General features: G+C 71.4%; 16 protein-coding genes. All 16 read left to right on the top strand.

What is annotated here, in order from left to right; translation table 11 throughout:
• The first annotated feature begins 64 nt into the window (after positions 1-64).
• The 16 genes from F0P95_RS12135 to F0P95_RS12210 all read left to right on the top strand — a co-directional run bounded on the left by F0P95_RS12135 (position 65) and on the right by F0P95_RS12210 (position 21,085).
• Positions 65-1,081: an XcbB/CpsF family capsular polysaccharide biosynthesis protein gene (locus tag F0P95_RS12135; protein WP_182334437.1), complete on the top strand. Its 1,017-nt coding sequence runs from the start codon at positions 65-67 to the stop codon at positions 1,079-1,081.
• Positions 1,082-1,093: 12 nt separating this feature from the next.
• Positions 1,094-1,753 carry a TylF/MycF/NovP-related O-methyltransferase gene (locus F0P95_RS12140; RefSeq protein WP_182334438.1) on the top strand — a complete coding sequence of 220 codons (660 nt, stop codon included), beginning with the start codon at positions 1,094-1,096 and terminating at the stop codon, positions 1,751-1,753.
• A 68-nt stretch (positions 1,754-1,821) separates the two neighbouring features.
• Positions 1,822-2,214, top strand: coding sequence for an FAD synthase family protein (locus F0P95_RS12145; protein ID WP_182334439.1), 393 nt, complete (start codon positions 1,822-1,824; stop codon positions 2,212-2,214).
• A gap of 14 nt (positions 2,215-2,228) precedes the next feature.
• Positions 2,229-6,113, top strand: coding sequence for a glycosyltransferase (locus F0P95_RS12150; protein WP_182334440.1), 3,885 nt, complete (start codon positions 2,229-2,231; stop codon positions 6,111-6,113).
• A 1-nt stretch (position 6,114) separates the two neighbouring features.
• Positions 6,115-7,398, top strand: coding sequence for an ATP-grasp domain-containing protein (locus F0P95_RS12155; RefSeq protein ID WP_182334441.1), 1,284 nt, complete (start codon positions 6,115-6,117; stop codon positions 7,396-7,398).
• 94 nt (positions 7,399-7,492) lie between these two features.
• A complete protein-coding gene (locus F0P95_RS12160; RefSeq protein WP_182334442.1) occupies positions 7,493-8,620 on the top strand; it encodes a DegT/DnrJ/EryC1/StrS family aminotransferase in 1,128 nt (375 codons plus the stop codon).
• Positions 8,617-9,924, top strand: coding sequence for a CDP-glycerol glycerophosphotransferase family protein (locus F0P95_RS12165; RefSeq protein ID WP_182334443.1), 1,308 nt, complete (start codon positions 8,617-8,619; stop codon positions 9,922-9,924). The genes F0P95_RS12160 and F0P95_RS12165 overlap by 4 nt, the downstream gene beginning before the upstream one ends.
• Complete coding sequence (locus F0P95_RS12170) at positions 9,921-13,451, top strand: glycosyltransferase (RefSeq protein ID WP_425515866.1); 3,531 nt, start codon at positions 9,921-9,923, stop codon at positions 13,449-13,451. Before F0P95_RS12165 ends, F0P95_RS12170 begins: the two co-directional genes overlap by 4 nt.
• 282 nt (positions 13,452-13,733) lie before the next feature.
• On the top strand, positions 13,734-14,096 hold the full coding sequence (gene fliE / locus F0P95_RS12175) for a flagellar hook-basal body complex protein FliE (RefSeq protein WP_182334444.1): 363 nt from the start codon (positions 13,734-13,736) through the stop codon (positions 14,094-14,096).
• Between the two features lie 13 nt (positions 14,097-14,109).
• Entirely contained in the window at positions 14,110-15,753 is a 1,644-nt protein-coding gene (gene fliF / locus F0P95_RS12180; RefSeq protein ID WP_182334445.1) for a flagellar basal-body MS-ring/collar protein FliF, read from the top strand.
• A gap of 13 nt (positions 15,754-15,766) precedes the next feature.
• Positions 15,767-16,753, top strand: coding sequence for a flagellar motor switch protein FliG (fliG, locus tag F0P95_RS12185; protein ID WP_054665809.1), 987 nt, complete (start codon positions 15,767-15,769; stop codon positions 16,751-16,753).
• Entirely contained in the window at positions 16,750-17,397 is a 648-nt protein-coding gene (locus tag F0P95_RS12190) for a FliH/SctL family protein (protein WP_182334446.1), read from the top strand. Before fliG ends, F0P95_RS12190 begins: the two co-directional genes overlap by 4 nt.
• On the top strand, positions 17,394-18,803 hold the full coding sequence (locus tag F0P95_RS12195) for a FliI/YscN family ATPase (RefSeq protein WP_182334447.1): 1,410 nt from the start codon (positions 17,394-17,396) through the stop codon (positions 18,801-18,803). Before F0P95_RS12190 ends, F0P95_RS12195 begins: the two co-directional genes overlap by 4 nt.
• On the top strand, positions 18,800-19,252 hold the full coding sequence (gene fliJ / locus F0P95_RS12200; RefSeq protein ID WP_182334448.1) for a flagellar export protein FliJ: 453 nt from the start codon (positions 18,800-18,802) through the stop codon (positions 19,250-19,252). The genes F0P95_RS12195 and fliJ overlap by 4 nt, the downstream gene beginning before the upstream one ends.
• The gene (locus tag F0P95_RS12205; protein WP_182334449.1) at positions 19,249-20,403 is read left to right on the top strand and encodes a flagellar hook-length control protein FliK; all 1,155 of its coding nucleotides are present in this window, start codon (positions 19,249-19,251) and stop codon (positions 20,401-20,403) included. Before fliJ ends, F0P95_RS12205 begins: the two co-directional genes overlap by 4 nt.
• Before the next feature lie 148 nt (positions 20,404-20,551).
• Positions 20,552-21,085 carry a flagellar basal body-associated FliL family protein gene (locus F0P95_RS12210; RefSeq protein WP_232528683.1) on the top strand — a complete coding sequence of 178 codons (534 nt, stop codon included), beginning with the start codon at positions 20,552-20,554 and terminating at the stop codon, positions 21,083-21,085.
• Positions 21,086-21,095: the final 10 nt, after the last annotated feature.

The following is a 21,095-nucleotide window of genomic DNA, read 5'->3' on the forward strand; positions in this document are numbered from 1 at the left end:
CGGACAAGGGCGGGAGGCGTACGCCCCATACGATCGCAGGAGATACCGAACAATGGCGCTTGCCATGGACCTTGATGCCGACGACGCGGCCCATGCCGACCTGGCCGAGACCCGGTTCGTGCACCTGCGGCACCCCGGCGACAGCAACCTGATCCACCTGTCGCGCAGGGACCCGCAACTGAAGGCGCTGCTGCTGCACCTGGTCGGCCAGGGCTTCCTGGTCTACAAGTTCCGCAACGACGACGGCGCGGTGACCTCGTTCGTGCAGGCCAAGGCGGCGCCCCGGTTCTGGGCCCGGCATACCCATTTCGGCCTGCGCGAGCACGACGGCGTCTGCTACCTGCTGGAGAAACCGGCGCATGCCCCGGCACGGCGCCTGCTGGTGGTCTTTTCCAGCATCCCGCCGGTCGACCAGATGTACGAAGCCGGGTTCTCGGCGCGCTACCTCGCACGGAACCTGAGCCAGGCGCCGAAGTACATGCCGTGGGATACGGCGATCCTGCGCATCGCCGACCTGGGCGGCGTGGTCGGCGCGTTCTACACCGATACGCTGGCGCAGCCGGACAACGAGGCCCGCGTGTCCGCACTGATCACCCGGGTGATGGCCGAGCTGGACATCGAGCCGCGGCACACGGTCCTGTACGGCGCCTCCAAGGGCGGCTCCGGCGCCCTGCTGCATTCGCTGCGCACGGGGTTGAACGCGGTCTGCGTGGAGCCGATCCTGTCCGACGATTACTACGTGCGCCGCTATCGCGACTCGCATTTCACCTGCGGCGTGTTCCCGCGCGACAAGCGCGAGCTGTTCAGCGCCGCCCTGGCCACGGCCTGCCCGCCTGCCCGCCGGCTGCTGATCTACTCCAGCCAGTCGCCGCAGCTGCCCTACATCCGCGATATCGCCATGGCCTCGGCGGAAGGCCGGAACATCGCCTTCATCGACGTGCAGAACCCGGCCATCAGCGACCACCCGGACGTCGCGCCGGCGTCGCTGGGGCTGCAGGTGACCCTGCTCAACCAGCTGCTGTGCGGGGTGGACGTCGACCCCGCCCAGCTCGACGCGCTGCGCGCCTCGAACCGGTCCTGAGTGGAGCCGCCGATGACCGTCGATCCCCGCCTGGCCGAGCGCTTCCTGCGCGTGCGCACGCGCCTGCCCGGCGTGCCCGAGCTGCCCACCCGCTGCTTCGGTCCGGACGAGGACCGCTGGTACAGCTACAAGTTCACCGCGCTGGACGAGGCGATACGCGACGTGCGCCTGCCGGGCGATTTCCTGCAACTGGGCGTGTTCAAGGGCCAATGCGCGCGCTTCCTGCATGCGCGCATGCCGCCCGGGCGCACGCTGTACCTGCTGGACAGCTTCGAGGGGCTGCCCGAGGACTGGATGGGCGCGTGGCGCAAAGGCGCCTTCGCGCTGGCGCCGGAGGACATCCCGGTGTTCGAGGCCGCCAATGTCGAGGTGGTGCCGGGCTGGTTCAGCGACACCGTCGACGGCGTGGCCGCACGGCTGGACGCCCCGCTGGCGCTGATCCATGCCGATGCCGACCTGTACAGCTCCACGCTGGAAGCGCTGGCCGGCCTGGACGCGCGGATCGCGCCGGGCACGGTGATCCTGTTCGACGAGTACTTCATGCAGGCCGGGGACGACTTCCGCGACGACGAGCACCGCGCCCTGCTCGACTGGTGCCAGCGGTACGACCGCGACTTCGAATACCTGTGGAAATCGGAATGGGTCCAGGTGGCGGTCCGGATCACCCGCTGACCCCCTGCGGCGGACGCCGGCATGCGCCTTGCATGCCCCGGCCCATCAACGTTCGCACGGAATCCGGCATGACCATCGTCCTGACCTACGGCACCTTCGACCTGCTGCATATCGGTCATGTCAACCTGCTGCGGCGCGCGCGGGCACTGGGCAGTTCGCTGGTCGTGGGCCTGTCCTCGGACAGCTTCAATGCGATCAAGGACAAGCGCGCGACGCAGAGCTATTCCGACCGCGAGGCGGTGCTGCGCGCCATCCGCTACGTCGACGACGTGTTTCCGGAGGACAGCTGGGAGCAGAAGGCCGGCGACATCCGCCGGCTCGGCGCCGACGTCCTGGTGATGGGCTCGGACTGGCGCGGCCATTTCGACGAGCTGTCGCGCTACTGCCAGGTCCGCTACCTGCCGCGTACCGAGAACATCTCCAGCTCCGCCCTCAAGGCCAGCATCCGCTCGATGCAGTGAGTGGCCGCATCCCGATGAACGACACCACCGCCATCCCGTCCCCGGTCCTGGCCGCCGCCGGGGCCGGCGCTGCCCAGCAGCCGGCCGTGCCGGCATGGTTCGACGCGGACTTCTACCGCGCCGGCAACCCGGATGTTGCCGGTGCCGACGACGGCGCGTGGAACCATTTCCGCGACCACGGCTGGCGCGAGTACCGCAACCCGTCGGCCACGTTCGACCTGTGGTGGTACCAGGCCATGCACCTGGAGGGCGACCATCGCCGCGACCCGGTGGCGCACTACGCCCGCGTCGGGCGCGCGCAGGGCCTGCAGACCTGCCTGGCCCCCGGCGAACGCCTGGAGGTGGCCGCCAAGACCCGTTTCAACCTGCGCACGCTGGCGCTGCTCGAGGCACTGGACGCACCGGGCACGGTGTTCGCCCGCATCGCCGCCAACCTGGCGCGGATGCAGTTGTGGGACGTGGCCGACATGTTCGCGGTGCGCGCCTGCGACCTGCAGCCCGGGGTCGCCGCGCACCACGCGCTGCTCGGCTCGATCGTGGCCCGGCGCAATGGCTGGCGGCGGGTGGTGACCGCGCTGCGCACCGCCACCACCCTGCAGGACGACCGCGCCGACTGGTTCCATGAGCTGGGCGTGGCCTGCGAGCGCCTGGGCTGGCTGGACGATGCCGCCAGCGCCTATGCCCGGGCACTGGCGCTGGACCAACGTAACACCGATACCCATTACCGGCTCGGCCGCGTGGAAGAACGGCGCGGGCACCCCCAGGCCGCCGAGGCCTGCTACGCCCGCGCCATCGCTGCGGATGCAGATGCGGCGGTACTGGGCATCGGCCTGTGGCATGAGCGGGAGAAGGACTGGGCCGGCGCCGAGTGTGCCTACCGCCAGCGCCTGCAGCAGCCGGGCCAAGCCGACAATGCGCCACTGCGTTTCGCCCACGGCCGCCTGCTGGAGATGCTGCACCGCTGGGAAGCGGCCGTGGAGGCCTACGGCGCCGCGCTCGCGCTGCAGCCATCGCAACCGGAATGGCACTACCGCCACGGCTGGATGCTGGAGCGCCTGCAGCGTCCGGCCGACGCAGCCGCGGCCTACGCACGCGCCCTGGCGCTGCGCGAGGATGGCGACTGGCGCTACCGGCAGGGCGTATGCCTGCATGCCAGCGGCGACACCGGCGCGGCGATCGCGGCATGGCTGCAATGCCTGCCGCAGGAGCCGCGGGCCCTGCCCGCAGCGGACCCGGATACGGCACGGCAGCGCCAGGCGTGGAGCGAGCGGCTGTGCATCGACAGGGTCGACGCGCACGCGCACGTCGAGCTCGGCCAGGCCTGCGAGCGCCTGGGCCTGGACGCCGAGGCCGCCGCGGCCTACCACGCCGCCGCTGCCCGCCATGACACCCACTGCCCGCGCCTGCACTACCGCCTGGGCGTGGTCCTGCACCGCGCCGGGCGCGATGCCGAAGCCTGCCTGGCGTTCCTCGACACCCGCCTGTTCCGGCGCGACTTCGACCTGATTCCCGAGGACGCCGCCAACCCGGCCCAGGCCGCGCGCGACATCAAGCTCGAGTACGCCGAGTTCATCGAGACCCTGCCGGTCCGCGACGAGGTGGTGCTGTACGAGAGCTTCCACGGCGATTCGGTGAGCTGCAACCCGCTGGCGGTGTTCCGCGCGGCGCGCGCGCACCTGGCCGGGCGCGGCATGCTGCATGTCTGGGCGGTCAAGCCGCACGCGGTCATTCCGCCGGACCTGGCCGCTGCGCCGGACGTGGTCTTCGTCCGCCATGGCAGCCCCCTGTACGCGCGTTACCTGGCCACCGCCGGCTGGCTGGTGAACAACAACACCTTCATGCCGTACTTCGTGCGGCGCCCGCAGCAGCGCTATCTCAACACCTGGCACGGCACGCCGCTGAAGAAGCTGGGCGCCGATATTCCCGGTGCGCTGTTCGACCACAAGAACGCCGTGCGCAACCTGCTGCAGGCCACGCACCTGGCGATGCCCAACGCCTTCACCCGGCAGGTACTGCTCGAGTCGATGCAGGTCGCCGAGGTGATCGGCGGCCGCATCGCCGACACCGGCCAGCCGCGGATCGACCTGATGCTCGGCGCGGACGCCCACGCCCGTGCCCGGATCAGGCAGCGCCTGGGCCTGGATGCGGACGCGCGCATCGTCCTGTACGCCCCTACCTGGCGCGGCAGCCTGGACGGCGCGTCGCTGGATGCGGAGCTGGTGTCCGGCGCGATCGCACGCCTGGCCGGGCATGGCGCCACCGTGCTGTTCAGTGGCCACCACATGGTGGCCCGCAGGCTCGGGCCGTTGCCGCAAGGCGCGATGCCGGTGCCGGCCGGAACCGACATCACCGAACTGATGGCGGTAGTGGACGTCCTGGTCACCGACTACTCCTCGATCCTGTTCGATTTCCTGCCCAGCGGCCGCCCGGTGGTGCTGTACGTTCCGGACCTGGAGCAATACCGCCGCGAGCGCGGGCTGTACTTCGACATCGACACCCTGCCGGTGCAGGCCTGCCACACCGCCGACGCGCTCGAGCAGGCGCTGTCGCAGGCGCTGGCCACGCGCACGCCCGGACAGGGCGAAGCGGCCCGGCGCGAGGCCGCGCGCCAGGCCTACTGGCCGCTGGAGGACGGTGGATCGGCGGCGCGGACCGTCCGCTTCTTCTTCGACGGCGATACCCGCCATGAGATCGCCAGGCCGCCACGGAGCAAGCGCACCCTGTTGTTCCAGGTCGGCAACTTCAGCCCCAACGGGGTGACCGCCTCGTTCAACCGCCTGGCCGGGGCGATCGATCCGTCGAAGATGGCGTTGACGGTGATCGTCGACCCCTGGACGCTGGAAAGCTACCCGCAGCGCATGGAACGCTTCGCCGAGCTGCCCGCGCACGTGGCGCGCTGGGGGCGCATCAGCTTCCCGGTGGCCAACCGCGAGCAGGCGTGGCTCAGTGCCCGCCAGGGCAGCCGCGAAGTGCTCAACCCGCGGCAGATGGCATTGCTGCAGACCTACTACGTCCGCGAGTACGCGCGCCAGTTCGGCAACGCCGATTTCGACGTGGTGGTGGATTTTTCCGGCTATGCCGCGTTCTGGACCGCCTTGTTCGCGCGTGGCCGGCCGCCGGGAACCCGCTGCGTGGCGTACCTGCACAACGACATGGAACAGGAATACCGCAGCCGTCACCCGCAGCTGGCCAAGGTGTTCGAGCAGTACCCGCTGTGCGACGCGCTGATATCGGTGTCCGACAGCCTGGATGCGGTCAACCGGCGCCGCTTTGGCCCGGTGCCGGGCCAGCAGGCCGAGCGCTTCCACAGCGTCGACAACTGCATCGATCCCGGTTTCATCCGGCGCCATGCGCGCGAGCCGCTCCCGGCCGGGTTCGCCGACTGGCGTGACGGCCATGTGCTGCTCGGCACGGTGGGCCGGCTGTCACCGGAGAAAGGCCATCGCCGGTTGCTGGACGCATTCGCGCAGGTGCGCCGCCGCCACCCGCGGGTGCGCCTGGTGATCGTCGGCGAGGGCCCGGAACGGCCGCTGCTGCAGCAGCGCATCGCCGAGTTGGGACTGGAGCACGACGTGCTGCTCACCGGTGCGCTGGCCAACCCCTACCCGGTAATGCGCGCGCTCGACCTGTTCGTGCTGTCCTCGCACTACGAAGGCCAGGGCATCGTCCTGCTCGAGGCACTGACGCTCGGCCGCCCGGTGCTGTCCACCGACATTCCCGGCCCGCGCAGCGTACTGGGCGGGGGCTGCGGCGCACTGGTACCCGACTCGACCGAAGGACTGGCCGAGGGCATGGGCGCCTGGCTGGAGCACCCGCACGTGGCCGCGGCGTGGGACGCCGATGCCTACTCGCAACGCGCACTGGCCCAGTTCGAGCGTGCCGTGGCGGGCATCGGCTGAGATGGCCGCACGCATCCATGTGCTGGTGTTCCCCTGCGGTTCGGAGATCGGGCTGGAGATCCATGCCGCCCTGCGCCAGGCCAAGGACATCGTCCTGCACGGGGCATCGTCGGTGGACGATCACGGCGAGTTCGTCTACCGACGCTACCGGCGCATCGCGGCCGATACCGGTTCCGGCGATCTCGTCGCCGAACTCAACGCCCTGATCGACGCGTGGGACATCGACCTGGTGGTGCCGGCGCACGACGGCGTGATTCCGCTGCTGGCCGCGCAGCGCGGGCGGCTGCGCGCTGCCGCCGCGGTGCCGGACGCCGCCCTGGCGATGCTGTGCCGGGACAAACGCGCGACCTACGCACGCCTGCGCCCACTGGGCATCGTGCCGGCGGACGCAGGCACGGTGGGCGGCGACTATCCGCTGTTCGCCAAGCCGGCCATCGGCCAGGGCAGCCGCGGCGCCGAACGCGTCGACGACGCGCACCGCCACCGCCAGCTGCTGGAGGCCGGCGAACCCTACGTGTTCAGCGAATACCTGCCCGGCGAGGAATACACCGTGGACTGCCTGTCGGCCGCCGACGGCCGCCTGCTGCATGCCGCGCCGCGGCGCCGGGCCCGCACCCGCAACGGCATCAGCGTGCGCACCGAACCGGCCGCCGAGCCGGCCCTGGTCGCGATGGCCGCGGCGATCGCCGGAGAGCTGCGGCTGCGCGGGGCCTGGTTCTTCCAGGCGCGCCGCGACGTCCACGGCGTGCCCAGGCTGCTCGAGGTCGCGCCGCGGATCGCCGGTTCCATGGCGCTGTCGCGGATGCGCGGCGTCAACTTCGCCCTGCTCCATGTCTATGCGTACCTGGACCGCCCGTTCTCGGTGCTGCCGCTGGACCATGCGGTCCAGCTCGACCGCGCGCTCGGCAACCGCTACCGCACCGGGCTGCATTACCGCCGGGTCTACCTGGACCTGGACGACACCCTGATCCTCGACGGCAGGGTCAACCCGCTCATCGCCGCCCTGCTCTACCAGTGGAGCGCGGCGGACATCGAGGTGGTGCTGCTGACCCGCCACCGCGGCTGCCCGCGCCAGACCCTGGAACAGCACCGGCTGTGCCCGGCGCTGTTCGCGCGGATCGTGCACCTGCGCGACGGCTCGGCGAAAAGTGCCGCCATCGCCAGCGACCTGCCGGCGATCTTCATCGACGACGCCTTCAGCGAACGCCGCCAGGTGCGGGAGGCCACCGGCATCCCGGTCTTCGACCTGGATGCCGTCGAGCAGCTGCTGGACACCCGCGGCTGACAGCGCCCCGGCCCGGCGCGCACGTGCGGGGCTGCTGGAACGGGTCTTGCATCGCAACCAGGCGCCGCGCAGGCATGCCGAACCCGAGCCCTGGATGAAAACCAAGCCCGTCCACGTCACCAGCCCCCTCCTGCCACCGCTGGAGGAGTTCATCCCGTACCTGGAGCGGATCTGGGAAAGCCGCATCCTGACCAATGCCGGCAGCATGCACCAGGCTCTGGAGAAGGCGTTGTGCAGCTATCTCGGGGTCAAGCACATCGCCCTGTTCGCCAACGGCACGCTGGCCCTGGTCACCGCGCTGCAGGCGCTGCGCATCACCGGCGAGGTCATCACCACCCCCTATTCCTTCGTGGCCACCGCGCACTCGCTGCTGTGGAACGGCGTCAAGCCGGTGTTCGTGGACATCGACCCGGAGACACTCAACCTGGATCCGGCCAAGATCGAGGCGGCGATCACCCCGCAGACCACGGCGATCATGCCGGTGCACTGCTACGGCACGCCCTGCGACGTATCGGCCATCGCCGGCATCGCCGACACCTACAACCTGAAGGTCATCTACGATGCGGCGCACGCCTTTGCCGTGCGCGACACGCGCGGCAGCGTGCTGCGCCACGGCGACCTGTCGATCCTCAGCTTCCACGCCACCAAGGTGTTCAACACCTTCGAAGGCGGCGCCATCGTGTGCCCGGACGCGCGTACCAAGCAGCGCATCGACCATCTCAAGAACTTCGGCTTCGTCAACGAGACCACCGTGGTCGCCCCCGGCATCAACGGCAAGATGCACGAGGTCAGCGCCGCCTTCGGGCTGCTGCAGCTCCGGCACATCGACCGTGCCCTGGCGCGGCGTGCCGAGATCGATGCGCAGTACCGCCAGCGCCTGTCCGCGATCCGCGGCCTGCACTGCCTGCCCAAAGTCAGCCGGGACATGGGCAACCATGCCTACTTCCCGGTGATGATCGACGAGGATTTCCCGATCAGCCGCGATGCGCTCTACCAGCTCATGCGCGCGCAGAACATCCTGGTAAGGCGCTATTTCCACCCGCTGATCAGCGAGTTCCCGATGTACCGGGGCCTGCCCTCGGCAACCCCGGGCAACCTGCCGGTCGCGCACGCCGCCGCACGCCGCGTGCTGTGCCTGCCGATCCACCCGGACCTCGCCTCCGCCGAGGTCGACCGGGTCTGCGACCTGATCGTTGCGCAGCTGCGCATGCATGCGGCATGACCCGGCCCGGGACACGCCCATCGCTGCGCCACCGCCGGATCGTGGATGCCCGGCTGGGCGTACCCCTGCTGGTGCTGTGGCGGGTGCTGGACTGGGTGCTGCCCAAGCGCAGTGAACGCTGGGCGTTTTTCGATCACCCGCTCAAGCGCGGGCAGTTCATCGAGAACGCCCGTGCGGTGTACGAACAGGTACGCGACGACCCGCGCGTGCAGATCCGCATATTCGTGCGCGGCGGCCATCGCCCCCGCGGCATCGAGGAATCGGCGCGCGTGCGGATCGTGGCGCTGGACACCCTGGCCGGGCTGCTGGAACTGGCCCGCTGCGGGGTCCTGCTGCTGACCAACTCGACCGCGCTGGACATGTCGCTGGCCTGGCGCGACGGCGGCCATGGCGCGCCGCGGCCGGCACTGCGCCGCAGGCTGGTGGTCAACCTCTGGCACGGCATTCCGCTCAAACGGCTGTTCGCGCTGGCCAACCCCGGCCAGCGCCGGCACGGCGACCGCGACCGTTTCCGCCGCCGCGAGCGCCGCTTCTACGCCGGGCTGGTGGCGTCATCGGAAGTGGATGCCAATGCGATGGCGGCGATCTTCCATCCGATTCCGCCGGCCAACGTCTGGGTCACCGGACTGCCGCGCACCGATTTCCTGCGCATGCCCGAGGCCGAGCTGCCGCCCACGCTGCGCACCGAGCTGGCGCGGGTGCGCGCCCTGCGCCGCGGCCGCCGGCTGCTGCTCTATGCGCCCACTTACCGCGACGCCAGCGCCGCAGGCGAGCGCGACTATGCCTTCAGCGACGCCGAAGTGGCGCAGCTGAAGCGCCTGCTGCGGCGCCACGATGCGGTACTGGGATTCCGCGGCCACTACGTGACGGCCGCCAGGGCGGAGCCGGGCCTGGCGCGCCACGCCGACGGCGATGCCATCGTCGACCTTGGCCACGCCGACTTCCAGGAGATCGCGCCGCTGCTGCGCGAGAGCAGCCTGGTACTGACCGACTACTCCTCGGTCTACATCGACGCGCTGTGCCTGGACCTGCCGGTGATCGGCTTTGCCCACGACCTGGACGACTACCGCGAGCGCCAGAACGGCCTGCTGTACGACCTGGACCTGGCGTTCCCGGGGCCGGTGACGACCACCTTCGACGCCCTGCTGGATGCGCTGGAAGCGCGCCTGTCGGCGCCTGGCTTCGCGCCCGACGAGCGCTACCGCACCGCCCGCCGCCTGTTCTTCCGCCACGACGACGCCCGCAATGCGCAGCGGCTGGTGGAGCGGATACACGCCACCCTTGCCGGAACCCACGCCCGATGAATGCTTCCCCCGCCAACGCCCTGGTCAGCGTGGTGATGCCCGCCTACAAGGCGGCATGGCTGCCGCATGCGCTGGAGAGCGTGCGCCGGCAGACCCATCGCCCGCTGGAGCTGGTGGTCTGCGATGACTCCAGGGGCGATCGCGTCAGGGACATCGTCCAGGCATTCGCCGCGCGGGTCGATTTCCCGGTGCATTATGCGCGCAACCCTTCGCACCTGGGCGAAACCGGCAGTACCGCGCGCGGCATCGCCCTGGCCAGCGGCGAGTTCATCAAGTTCCTGCACGACGACGACGTGCTGTACGACGACTGCATCGCCACCCTGGTCGACGCTTTCGCGCGTGTTCCTGGGCTGGCCCTGGCCTTCGCCCGTCGCCACCTGATCGACGAGCGCTCCGGGCTGATCCGCGACGAACTGGCGACCGCCTTCCCGGCGACCGAGGACGTGCTGATCGACGGCCACGACCTGGTCGATTTCCTCGCCGACCACACGCTCAACTTCCTCGGCGAACCGAGTGCGGCGATGTGCCGGCGCGCGCAGGTGCTGGCGCTGGGCGACCGGCTGCCGTTCCTCGGCGACACCCGCATCGCCTGGGTTGCCGACCTGGCGATGTACGTCAAGCTGATGCGCAGCGGCCCGGTGGCGATGAGCTGCCGCCCGCTGCTGGGCTTCCGCATCTCCCGGCACCAGTTCAGCCAGCACGGGCGCGACACCCCCGGCATCGGCCAGGACCACCACGACGCGTTCCGCCAGGCGATCCGCGCCCTGGGCTGGTACCGCGGCGGGGACACCCGCCAGGTCGCGGTCGCCCCGCTGGACGGCACGCGGCCGGCGGCGCGGATCGACCTGGGCCAGGCCCTGGAACAGGCCCTGGCCATCGCGCACGCCACGCACCCGTTGCGGGCATGGCATGGCCGCCGGCGTCCCAATGCCGCGCAGCTGCGGATCGCGCGCGAGTTCGTAGCCGGCCATGGGCGGCCCGGCCGCCTGGGGGTGGCGATCCGCGCCGGCGGCGACCCCGCCGCGATGCGCCGCATCCTGTCCAGCCTGGCGTTCCTGCCGGCGGAACTGGCCGCGCGGATCAGTGTCAGGGCGACCGGCGCGCCGCCGCCCCGCTACGCGCCGCCGGCCACCGTGCATGCGATCCAGTGGCTGGGCGATGCCGCGTCCGCAGCGCCGCTGCAAGCGCTGTGTGCGGACTGGGACGTGGACTGGCTGCTGCATGTCGATGCCGAGGCGACGTTCACCCCCGGCGGCATGATCCGCCTGTTGCTGCAGCTGGCGGTGGCCGACGACGGGCTGCGCGCGGTCTTCGCCGACGAATGGCACCGCGCGAGCCCGGCCGACCTGGCGCCGGCGCTGCGCCCCGACCTCAACCTCGACCTGCTGCTCGGCAACCCGGCGATGCTGGCCGGGCACTGGGTGTTCCGCCGCGATGCGGTGCGCGCGGCCGGCGGGTTCGATGCGGACGCCGGCGACGCCGCGGAACTGGACCTGATCCTGCGCCTGATCCAGAAGCACGGCTTCGACGGCATCGTGCACCTGCCCGAGCCGCTGCTGGCCTGCGCGCCGCCGCGCCTGGACGCGCAGGCGCAGCGGCGCGTCATCCTGCGCCATCTGCACGCCCGCGGCTATGCCGCGGCGACGCTGGAAAGCGCCGGCGACGGCCTGCACCGGATCGACTACGGCCACGACCGGCAGCCGGCGGTTTCGATGCTGCTGGTGGTCGCGGCGGACACCACGCTGGCCACGCTGGAACGCTGCGTGGTGTCGCTGCTGGAAAAAACCGCCTATCCGAACTACGAGCTGCTGCTGGTCGACAACGGCGCCAGCGCCGACGTCCGCCAGTGGATGCAGCAGGTGGAGGCGCTGGCCGCCGGCCGGGTGCGCGCGTTCGCCTTCGACCCGCCGCTGGCCCACGCCGCCGCCTGCAACGTGGCCGCCACCCAGGCCGCCGGCGAGTTCCTGCTGTTCCTGCGCCCGGAGGTGGCGGCGCTGCAGCCACAGTGGCTGCACGAACTGCTCAACCACGGGCTGCGTCCGGAAGTGGGGATCGTCGGCGGCAAGACCATCTCCGCCGATGGCGCGATCACCCACGCCGGGCTGGTGCCCGGCCTGCGGGACTGCGGCGGCCGCGCCTTCGCCGGCGCGCGGATGGACGCCCCGGGCTACCTGCACCGGCTGCAGGTGGCGCAGAACTATTCGGCCGTGGCCGACAGCTGCCTGCTGGTCGGCAAGGCGCTGTTCGCCGAACTGGACGGCTTCGACCATGCCGCCTTCGCCGACGCCGGCGCCGACGTCGACCTGTGCCTGCGCGCACGCCAGCGTGGCTGCCTCACGGTGTGGACCCCGCACGCGCTGCTGCTGCATTCGGTGCAGGCGGCACCGCTGCCGGACGCCGCCAGCGACGCCTTGCTGGGGCGCTGGCTGCCGGCGCTCGCCCACGACCCGGCCTACAACCCGAGCCTGCGGCTGGACGTGACCGGCGGCTTCAGCCTGGGCGAATCGGACTTTTCCTGGCAGCCGCTGCCGTGGCGGCCGATCCCGCGCGTGCTCGCGCATCCGGCCGACCCGTGGGGCAGCGGCCAGTACCGGGTGATCCAGCCGTTCGAGGCGCTGCGCGGCGCCGGCCATGCCGAGGGCGCGCTCTACGCCACGCTGCTGGACCCGGTCGAACAGGCACGCATCGATCCCGACGTGGTGGTGCTGCAGCGCCGGATTTCCGACGAGGACCTGGAACGCATGCGGCGCATGCCGCGCTTCTCGCGTGCGCTGAAGATCTACGAGCTGGACGACTACCTGCCGAACCTGCCGGCCAAGAGCGCGCATCGCGAACACATGCCGCGCGACATTCTGCGCACCCTGCGGCAGGCGTTCGCACGGGTCGACCGGGTCGTGGTCTCCACCCCGGCGCTGGCCGAGGCCCTTGCCGGCCTGCACCCGGACATCCGCATCGCCCACAACCGCCTGCCGCCGGGCTGGTGGAAGGGCCTGCCGGCACCGCGCCGCGGCACCGGTACGCGGCCGCGGGTGGGCTGGGCCGGCGGCGTGGGCCATACCGGCGACCTGGAGATGGTGGCCGACGTGGTGGCGGAACTGGCCGGGGAAGTGGACTGGGTGTTCTTCGGCATGTGCCCGGAACGGCTGCGCCCGCACGTGGCCGAGTTCCATCCCGGTGTCGACATCGAAGCGTATCCGCGCTACCTGGCCCGCCTCGACCTGGACCTGGCGATCGCGCCGCTCGAGCAGAACCGCTTCAACGAGTGCAAGAGCAACCTGCGCCTGCTGGAGTACGGCGCCTGCGCGGTTCCGGTGGTCTGCAGCGACGTCGGCCCCTACCGCGACGAAAGCCTGCCGGTGACCCGGGTGCGCAACCGCCACCGCGACTGGATCGCGGCGATCCGCGCGCACCTGGCCGACGCCGGCGCCCGTGCCGACGCCGGCGACGCGCTGCGTGCGGCGGTACACCGCGACTGGATGCTGGCCGACGCCGGGCTGGCGCAGTGGCAGGCTGCCTGGCTGCCCTGAATGCGCGGATGAATACGCGCGGCGGCGCCGGCAGCACCGGCGCCCTGTGCGCGCCCGCCGGCCCCGGTGCCGGCTTCCCGTCGCCGATGACTTCGATCCGGCTCTCGTTTTTCCTCCGTATCGCTGGCACCACGGTTCTCCGGCTCCGCCGACGGAAAACCGTCGCCCGGGCCGCCGCCGCGCGCGTCCGCAGGCGTCATCCCGCGGTTTTCCCAGCCTGTGGGTTCCGGCACGCGACTTGCACATGAACAGGCAGCACTCCCCTGTTCCGGAACCTTGTCGATGTCCCACTCCGTCAATTCCATCCTGTCCCAGATCCGCAGCTACCAGACCCAGGCCAGCCAGCCGTTGCCGGCCGCCGACGTCGCGCGCAGCAATGCCATCGAAGGATTGGCCGGAGTCCGCCCCGCCAGCGCGCCGGTGGCCAGCTTCACCGACACGCTGCAGGGCGCACTGGCCGACGTCAACCGCGCCCAGCAGGTCTCCGGCGCACTGGCCGCCGCCTTCGAGCGCGGCGAGCCCGGCGCCGACCTGGCCAAGGTCATGGTCGCGTCGCAGCAGTCCCAGCTGGCGTTCCGCGCCACCGTGGAAGTCCGCAACCGTCTCGTCCAGGCTTACCAGGACGTGATGAACATGCCGCTGTAAGGAACCGGTCGCCATGGCACTCGCGCTGTCCAAGGATTCACTCAATTCGGAAAAGGCCGGCGCCTGGTTCGACCGGCTGCAGAGTCTGCAGATCACCCGGCGGCTGGGGTTGATGGCGATGATCAGCATCGCCGTGGCCGCCGGCCTGTTCGTGTTCTTCTGGGCGCAGAAGTCGCCGATGGCGCCGCTGTACACCGGCCTTGACCAGAAGGCGACCGCCGAGGCGACCGACCTGCTGCGCGCCGCGCAGATCCCGTTCGAGCTGGATGCGTCCACCGGCGCGATCAGCGTGCCGGAGAAGAACATCCACGACGCCCGCCTCAAGCTGGCCGGCTCCGGCCTGACCGACAGCGGCCGGCTCGGTTTCGAGCTGATGGAGCGCGACCCCGGTTTCGGCGTCAGCCAGTTCATGGAAACCGCCCGTTACCAGCACGCGCTGGAAACCGAGCTGGTGCGCACCATCACCACCCTGCGCCCGGTGCGCGACGCGCGCGTGCACCTGGCCATTCCCAAGCCCAGTGCCTTCACCCGCCAGCGCGATGTCGCCAGCGCCTCGGTGGTGCTGGAACTGCGCCCCGGCCAGCAGCTGGAGCGCAACCAGGTCGACGCGATCGTGCACATGGTCGCCTCCAGCATTCCGGACCTGGCGCCGGAACGGGTCACCGTGGTCGACCAGAGCGGGCGCATGCTGACCATCGCCGACCCCAACAGCGATGCGGCCATGAACGCCGCGCAGTTCGACCAGGTGCGGCGCCTGGAGACCTCCTACAACCAGCGCATCCGCGAGCTGCTGGAGCCGATGACCGGCCCCGGCCGGGTCAATCCGGAAGTCAGCGTGGACATGGATTTCTCGGTCACCGAGGAAGCACGCGAGCTGTACAACGGCGAGCCGCAGAAGGTGCGCAGCGAGCAGATCAGCGAGAACACCACCAGCACCCAGGGGCCGCAGGGCGTTCCCGGCGCGGCCAGCAACACCCCGCCCGGCGCCGAAGCCGCGCCAGCCACGGCCGCCACGCCGAGCGAGAGCAGCAAGAACGCCACCCGCAACTACGAGCTGGACCGCACCCTGCAGCACACCCGGCAGCCGGCCGGGCGGGTCAAGCGCGTGTCGGTGGCGGTGCTGGTCGACCACGTGCCGCGCCCCGGCAGCAACGGCAAGATCAGCGACCAGGCGCTCAGCGCCGCCGAACTCACCCGGGTCGAGGCGCTGGTCAAGCAGGCGGTCGGCTTCGATGCCGCACGCGGCGACACGGTGTCGGTGATGAACGCGCCGTTCGTGCGCGACGCCACCCCGGTCGAGCCGGTCAAGTGGTGGGAAATGCCGCAGGTCCGCGACGGCCTGCGCCTGGTGCTGGGCGCGATCGTGGTGCTGGCGCTGCTGTTCGGCGTGCTGCGCCCGGCGCTGCGCCAGATCGCCGGCCCGCCGAAGGCCCTGTCCGCGCCGGACGAAGATCCGCTGCGCGCCGACGTACACCTGGTCGACAACGGCGACGGACTGCCCGGGCTGGCCAACGACCACCTGCAGCTGGGCGGCGCGGCGCCGCTGGCGTTGCCGCTGGATGCCTACGAGGAACGCCTGCGCATGGCGCGCGAGGCGGTGCGCTCGGACTCCAAGCGCGTGGCCCAGGTGGTGAAGGGATGGGTGGCCAATGACTGAGTCCATCGTGCCCATGAACGGCGTGCAGCGCGCCGCCGTGCTGCTGCTGTCGCTGGGCGAAGCCGACGCGGCCGAAGTGCTGCGCCATATGGAGCCCAAGGAGGTGCAGAAGATCGGCATCGCCATGGCCACCCTGACCGACGTCAGCCGCGAGCAGGTGCAGCAGGTCATGGACGAGTTCAGCAACGAACTCGGCAACAAGACCTCGCTCAGCGTCGGCTCGGACGACTACATCCGCAACATGCTGGTGCAGGCACTGGGCAACGAGAAGGCCAACAACCTGATCGACCGCATCCTGCTGGGCCGCAACACCACCGGCCTGGACACGCTGAAGTGGATGGACCCGCGCGCGGTCGCCGACCTGGTGCGCAACGAGCATCCGCAGATCATCGCCATCGTCATGTCGCACCTGGAGAACGACCAGGCCGCCGAAGCGCTGAAGCTGCTGCCCGAGCGCACCCGCGTCGACGTGCTGCTGCGCATCGCCACGCTCGACGGCATCCCGCCCAACGCGCTGAACGAACTCAACGAGATCATGGAGCGCCAGTTCGCCGGCAACCAGAACCTGAAGTCGTCCAACATCGGCGGCGTGCAGTGCGCGGCCAACATCCTCAACTTCATGGACGGCGGCCAGGACCAAGCGATCCTCAGCTCGATCGCGCAGGTCGATGCGCCGCTGGGCAGCCGCATCCAGGACCTGATGTTCGTGTTCGACGACCTGGTGGACCTGGACGACCGCGAGATGCAGCTGGTGCTGCGCGAAGTCAGCGGCGAACGCCTGGGCCTGGCCCTGCGCGGCGCCGACATCAAGGTGCGCGACAAGATCACCCGCAACATGTCCCAGCGCGCCGCCGAGATCCTGCTCGAGGACATGGAGGCCCGCGGCCCGGTCAAGCTGTCCGACGTGGAAGCCGCGCAGCGCGAGATTCTGGCCATCGTCAAGCGCATGGCCGATGAAGGCACGGTCACCATCGGTGGCAATGCGGAGACCATGCTGTGAGTCCCGTCGTGCGCTGGATGGCCCCCGACCTCACCGCCGCGCAGGCCTCGGCGCAGAACCTGGCCGACGGCTACCCGGCCGATGCGCCGGACATGCCGCCGGAACCGTTGCTGCAGCCGCCGACGCTGGAGGAAATACAGGCCATCCAGGACGCCGCCCGCCAGGAAGGGCTGGAGCAGGGACACGCCGAGGGCCATGCCGAAGGCCTCGCCCAGGGCCAGGCCGAGGTACGCCGGCTGGTGGCGCAGATCGAAGGCATCCTGGACAACTTCAGCCGCCCGCTGCTGCGCCTGGAAGGCGAGGTGGTGGCCGCGCTGGGCGAGTTGTCCGTGCGCGTGGCCGGGCAACTGCTGGGTCGCGCCTACCAGGCCGAGCCGGCGCTGCTGCAGGAGCTGGTCAACGAGGCCCTCGAAGCGGTGGGCGGCAGCAGCCGCGAGGTCGAGGTACGCCTGCACCCGGACGACATCGCCGCGCTGGCGCCGCTGCTGAAGCTGGCACCCGGCCAGCGCCTGAGCCCCGACCCCGGCCTGAGCCGCGGCGACCTGCGCGTGCACGCCGAGAGCGTGCGCATCGACGGCACCCTGGAGGCACGCCTGCGCGCGGCCCTGTCCACGGTGATGCGCAAGGCCGGAGCCAGCCAATGAGCCCCGCCTTCACCGATACCCCGCCGACCGACCGGCCGCCGCCGGCACCCGCGGCCTGGTCGGCCGCGCGCAACCTGCGGCTGGCGGCACGGCTGGACGCCATCGACATCGAACCGGGCCACGGGCGCGGCCTGATCCGCGAAGGCGTGCTGCGCCGCGCGGTGGGCCTGACCCTGGAAGCGGTCGGCTGCGAGGCGCCGATGGGCGCCACCTGCAAGGTCGAGGTCGACGGCGGCTGGGTCGACGCCGAGGTGGTCGGCTTCGCCAGCGAACGCACCTACCTGATGCCCAGCGCCGAACTGCACGGGCTGCTGCCGAACGCGCGCGTGGTGCCGTCCTACCGGCACGGCGGCGTGGAGGTCGGCGAAGGCCTGCTCGGCCGCGTCATCGACAGCGACGGCGTGCCGCTGGACGGCAAGGGCCCGATCCGTGCCGAAGGCAGCGCCAGCATGGCCGGCGTGTCGATCAACCCGTTGGCGCGCGAACCCATCACCCAGCCGCTGGACGTGGGCGTGCGCGCGATCAACGCGCTGCTGCCGATCGGCCGCGGCCAGCGCGTGGGCCTGTTCGCCGGTTCCGGCGTCGGCAAATCGACGCTGCTGGGAATGATGACCCGCTTCACCTCGGCCGACGTGATCGTGGTCGGGCTGATCGGCGAACGCGGCCGCGAAGTGCGCGACTTCGTCGAGACCACCCTGGGCGAGGAAGGCCTGCGCCGCGCCGTGGTCGTGGCCGCGCCGGCCGACCGCCCGCCGCTGGCGCGCCTGCATGGTGCCTACCGCGCCACCGCGATCGCCGAGTGGTTCCGCGACCAGGGCCTGAACGTGCTGCTGCTGATGGATTCGCTGACCCGCTTTGCCCAGGCGCAGCGCGAGATCGGCCTGTCCGTCGGCGAACCGCCGACCACCCGCGGCTACCCGCCCAGCGTGTTCGCCAAACTGCCGGCGCTGGTGGAACGCGCCGGCAACGGCGCCAAGGGGCGCGGCTCGATCACCGCCTTCTACACCGTGCTCACCGAGGGCGACGACCCGCAGGACCCGATCGCCGATGCGGCCCGCGCCATCCTCGACGGCCACATCCTGCTCTCGCGCCGGGTCGCCGATTCCGGCCTGTACCCGGCCATCGACGTCGAATCGTCGGTCAGCCGCGTGGTCCAGGATATCGCCGACGACGCCTGGCGCCTGCGCATCCGCAAGCTCAAGCGGCTGGTGGCGGCCTACTCGGCCAACCGCGACCTGATCGCCATCGGCGCCTACCAGCGCGGCAACGATGCGGCCACCGACGAAGCGCTCGAACGCTGGCCGGAAATCCTCGAATTCCTCGGCCAGGACGTGAGCCTGGCCGCCGACCTACCCCATAGCCTTGCCGCCTTGAAACGCCTGGTCGAAAGCGAGAACGTCCCATGAAGCAATCCCGTCGCCTGGACCCCCTGCTGCGCCGTGCGCAGGATCACGAAGACGAGGTCGCCCGCGCCCTGGCCGAACGCCAGCAGGCGCTGGACATGCACCTGTCGCGCCTGGAGGAACTGCGCCGCTACGCCGACGAATACGCCGGCGCGCAGATGGCCGCCACCAGTCCGTCGCAGCTGATGAACCGGCGCGCGTTCCTCGACCGCCTGGACAGTGCCGTGCAGCAACAGAGCCAGACCGTGGACCGCAACCGCGAACGCGTCGATGCCGAGCGCGCACGGCTGCTGCTGGCCAGCCGCGACAAGCAGGTACTGGAACAGCTGGCGGCCAGCTACCGCGCCCGCGAAAAGCAGGTGGAGGAGCGCCGCGACCAGCGCGAGATGGACGACCTGGGTGCGCGCCGCGCCCGCCAGGCCCAGCTGTCGGGCGAGGACGACACCCCATGACGCCATTGTCCCTGGGCGCCACCGCGGCCGCCGCGCCGCCCGCGGCGGGCACCCCCGCGCGGGCCACCGCCGGCAGCGACAAGCAGGCCAGTGGCTTCGATGCGCTGCTGCAGGCCACGCCGCAGCCGGCGCCGCGCGCGAAGGCCGCGGCCAAGCCGGCCGCGGACACGCAGGGCCGTGACGGCAGCGATCCGGCCGCCGCGCCGGCCGCGCCTGCGGACACGCCGCCGGGCAGCGAGGCCCCCGCGGCCGGCGACGCCGGGAAACCGGCAGCCAGCGGCGACGGTCGCGGCCAGGACGACAGCGACGCCGACGCGCCGCAATGGCCGCCGCCCGGTCTTGCCGGACTGCTGCCGGCCGCGTCCACGGCCGCCACGGCGACGGCCCCCGCCCCGGCGGTCGCCGACGACGGCACCGACCTGCCGCGGTTCGCCGCCACGCCGGCGCCAGGGACATCCGTGCCGGCCACCCCGCTGCCACCGGCAGCCGCGCCACCGCCGGCAGCCCCCCTCCCGCAGGCCGCCGCCACCGCCGCCCCCGCGGCCGCGACCGACGTCGAGGTCCTGGCGCAGCTGGCCAGCCTGGATGCCGCGCCGGAGCTGCCACGCGGTGGCGCCGGGAATGCGCCAGCGCCGATGGATCCCGGCGCCGGCGCGGCCTTGTTCGGCCCGCTGCTGCAGAACCTGGCGGCCGTGGCCGACGCCCGCCCGGCGCCGGCCTTCCCGCCGGCGCTGTCCGCGCCGGTGGACATGCAGGGCGCGGATTTCGACGAGGCCATCGGCGCGCGCGTCGGCTGGCTGGCCGACCAGAAGATCGGCCACGCCCACATCCGCGTCACCCCGAACGATCTGGGGCCGGTGGAAGTGAAGCTGCAGCTGGAGGGCGATCGCGTCCACGCCACCTTCTCCAGCGCCCATGCCGAGGTCCGCCAGGCGCTGGAAAGCGGCCTGCCGCGGTTGCGTGAAATGCTCGGCGAACAGGGCCTGCAGCTGGCCCAGGCCGATGTCGGCCACCGTCAGTCCGAGTCCGGTTCGCCCAACGCCGGCGGCGCCGGCACGGGCCACGACGGCGAGCCCGGCGATGCCGGCTCCCTGCCCGAGCACACTGCCCGCCCCCTGCGTCTGCGCGGCCTGCTCGACGCCTATGCCTGAGTCGTAGGCAGGGCCCCCGGGGACGTGGGCCCTGCGCGCCGGGGCGCCCGCCCCCGGCGCTGGCCCGTCAACTTTCCGTCATTGCCACCGGCCTGCGCTGCGGCACGCGTATTGCATGTTCAGGGACAGCAACCCTGAGGAGCACAACGTGGCAGCCGCCGCCGACAAATCCCGCAAGCCAGACACTTCCAAGGACAAGGACAAGGACACCACCGGCAAGCCGCGCCGCTCGCTGCTGGCGACCATCCTGATCGCCGTGATCGCCGCCGGTGGCGCCGGTGGTGCCGTCTGGTATTTCACCCAGGGCCGCGCCGACGCGGCGCCGTCCAAGGCCAAGGCCGCAGCCCCGGCCACGCCGGCGCCGGCACAGTACTTCGCGCTCGACCCGGCGTTCGTGGTCAACCTCAACGGACGCGTGGACGGACCGCGCTACCTGCAGGTCGAAGTGCAGCTGATGACCCGCGATCCGGAAGCGCTGCCCGCGCTGCAGACGCACGCGCCGGCGATCCGCGCCAAGCTGCTGATGCTGTTCTCCCAGGTCGAGCCCGAGCAGATCGCCGACCGCGCCGGCAAGGAGCGCCTGCAGGCCGCCGCGCTGGCCGAAGTGCAGAAGCTGATGAAGGCCGAGACCGGCAAGAAGACCGCCGACGACCTGCTGTTCACCAGCTTCGTCACCCAGTAAGGCGACGCCG

The organism is Stenotrophomonas acidaminiphila (genome assembly GCF_014109845.1).
Classification (GTDB): Bacteria; Pseudomonadota; Gammaproteobacteria; order Xanthomonadales; family Xanthomonadaceae; genus Stenotrophomonas; species Stenotrophomonas acidaminiphila.

Coding starts and splice junctions, on each gene's coding strand:
- fliE (WP_182334444.1), top strand. CDS start 13,734: ATGTCCCACTCCGTCAATTCCATCCTGTCCCAGATCCGCAGCTACCAG.
- F0P95_RS12170 (WP_425515866.1), top strand. CDS start 9,921: ATGAATGCTTCCCCCGCCAACGCCCTGGTCAGCGTGGTGATGCCCGCC.
- F0P95_RS12205 (WP_182334449.1), top strand. CDS start 19,249: ATGACGCCATTGTCCCTGGGCGCCACCGCGGCCGCCGCGCCGCCCGCG.
- fliJ (WP_182334448.1), top strand. CDS start 18,800: ATGAAGCAATCCCGTCGCCTGGACCCCCTGCTGCGCCGTGCGCAGGAT.
- F0P95_RS12165 (WP_182334443.1), top strand. CDS start 8,617: ATGACCCGGCCCGGGACACGCCCATCGCTGCGCCACCGCCGGATCGTG.
- fliF (WP_182334445.1), top strand. CDS start 14,110: ATGGCACTCGCGCTGTCCAAGGATTCACTCAATTCGGAAAAGGCCGGC.
- F0P95_RS12145 (WP_182334439.1), top strand. CDS start 1,822: ATGACCATCGTCCTGACCTACGGCACCTTCGACCTGCTGCATATCGGT.
- F0P95_RS12155 (WP_182334441.1), top strand. CDS start 6,115: ATGGCCGCACGCATCCATGTGCTGGTGTTCCCCTGCGGTTCGGAGATC.
- fliG (WP_054665809.1), top strand. CDS start 15,767: ATGAACGGCGTGCAGCGCGCCGCCGTGCTGCTGCTGTCGCTGGGCGAA.
- F0P95_RS12135 (WP_182334437.1), top strand. CDS start 65: ATGGACCTTGATGCCGACGACGCGGCCCATGCCGACCTGGCCGAGACC.
- F0P95_RS12160 (WP_182334442.1), top strand. CDS start 7,493: ATGAAAACCAAGCCCGTCCACGTCACCAGCCCCCTCCTGCCACCGCTG.
- F0P95_RS12140 (WP_182334438.1), top strand. CDS start 1,094: ATGACCGTCGATCCCCGCCTGGCCGAGCGCTTCCTGCGCGTGCGCACG.
- F0P95_RS12195 (WP_182334447.1), top strand. CDS start 17,394: ATGAGCCCCGCCTTCACCGATACCCCGCCGACCGACCGGCCGCCGCCG.
- F0P95_RS12150 (WP_182334440.1), top strand. CDS start 2,229: ATGAACGACACCACCGCCATCCCGTCCCCGGTCCTGGCCGCCGCCGGG.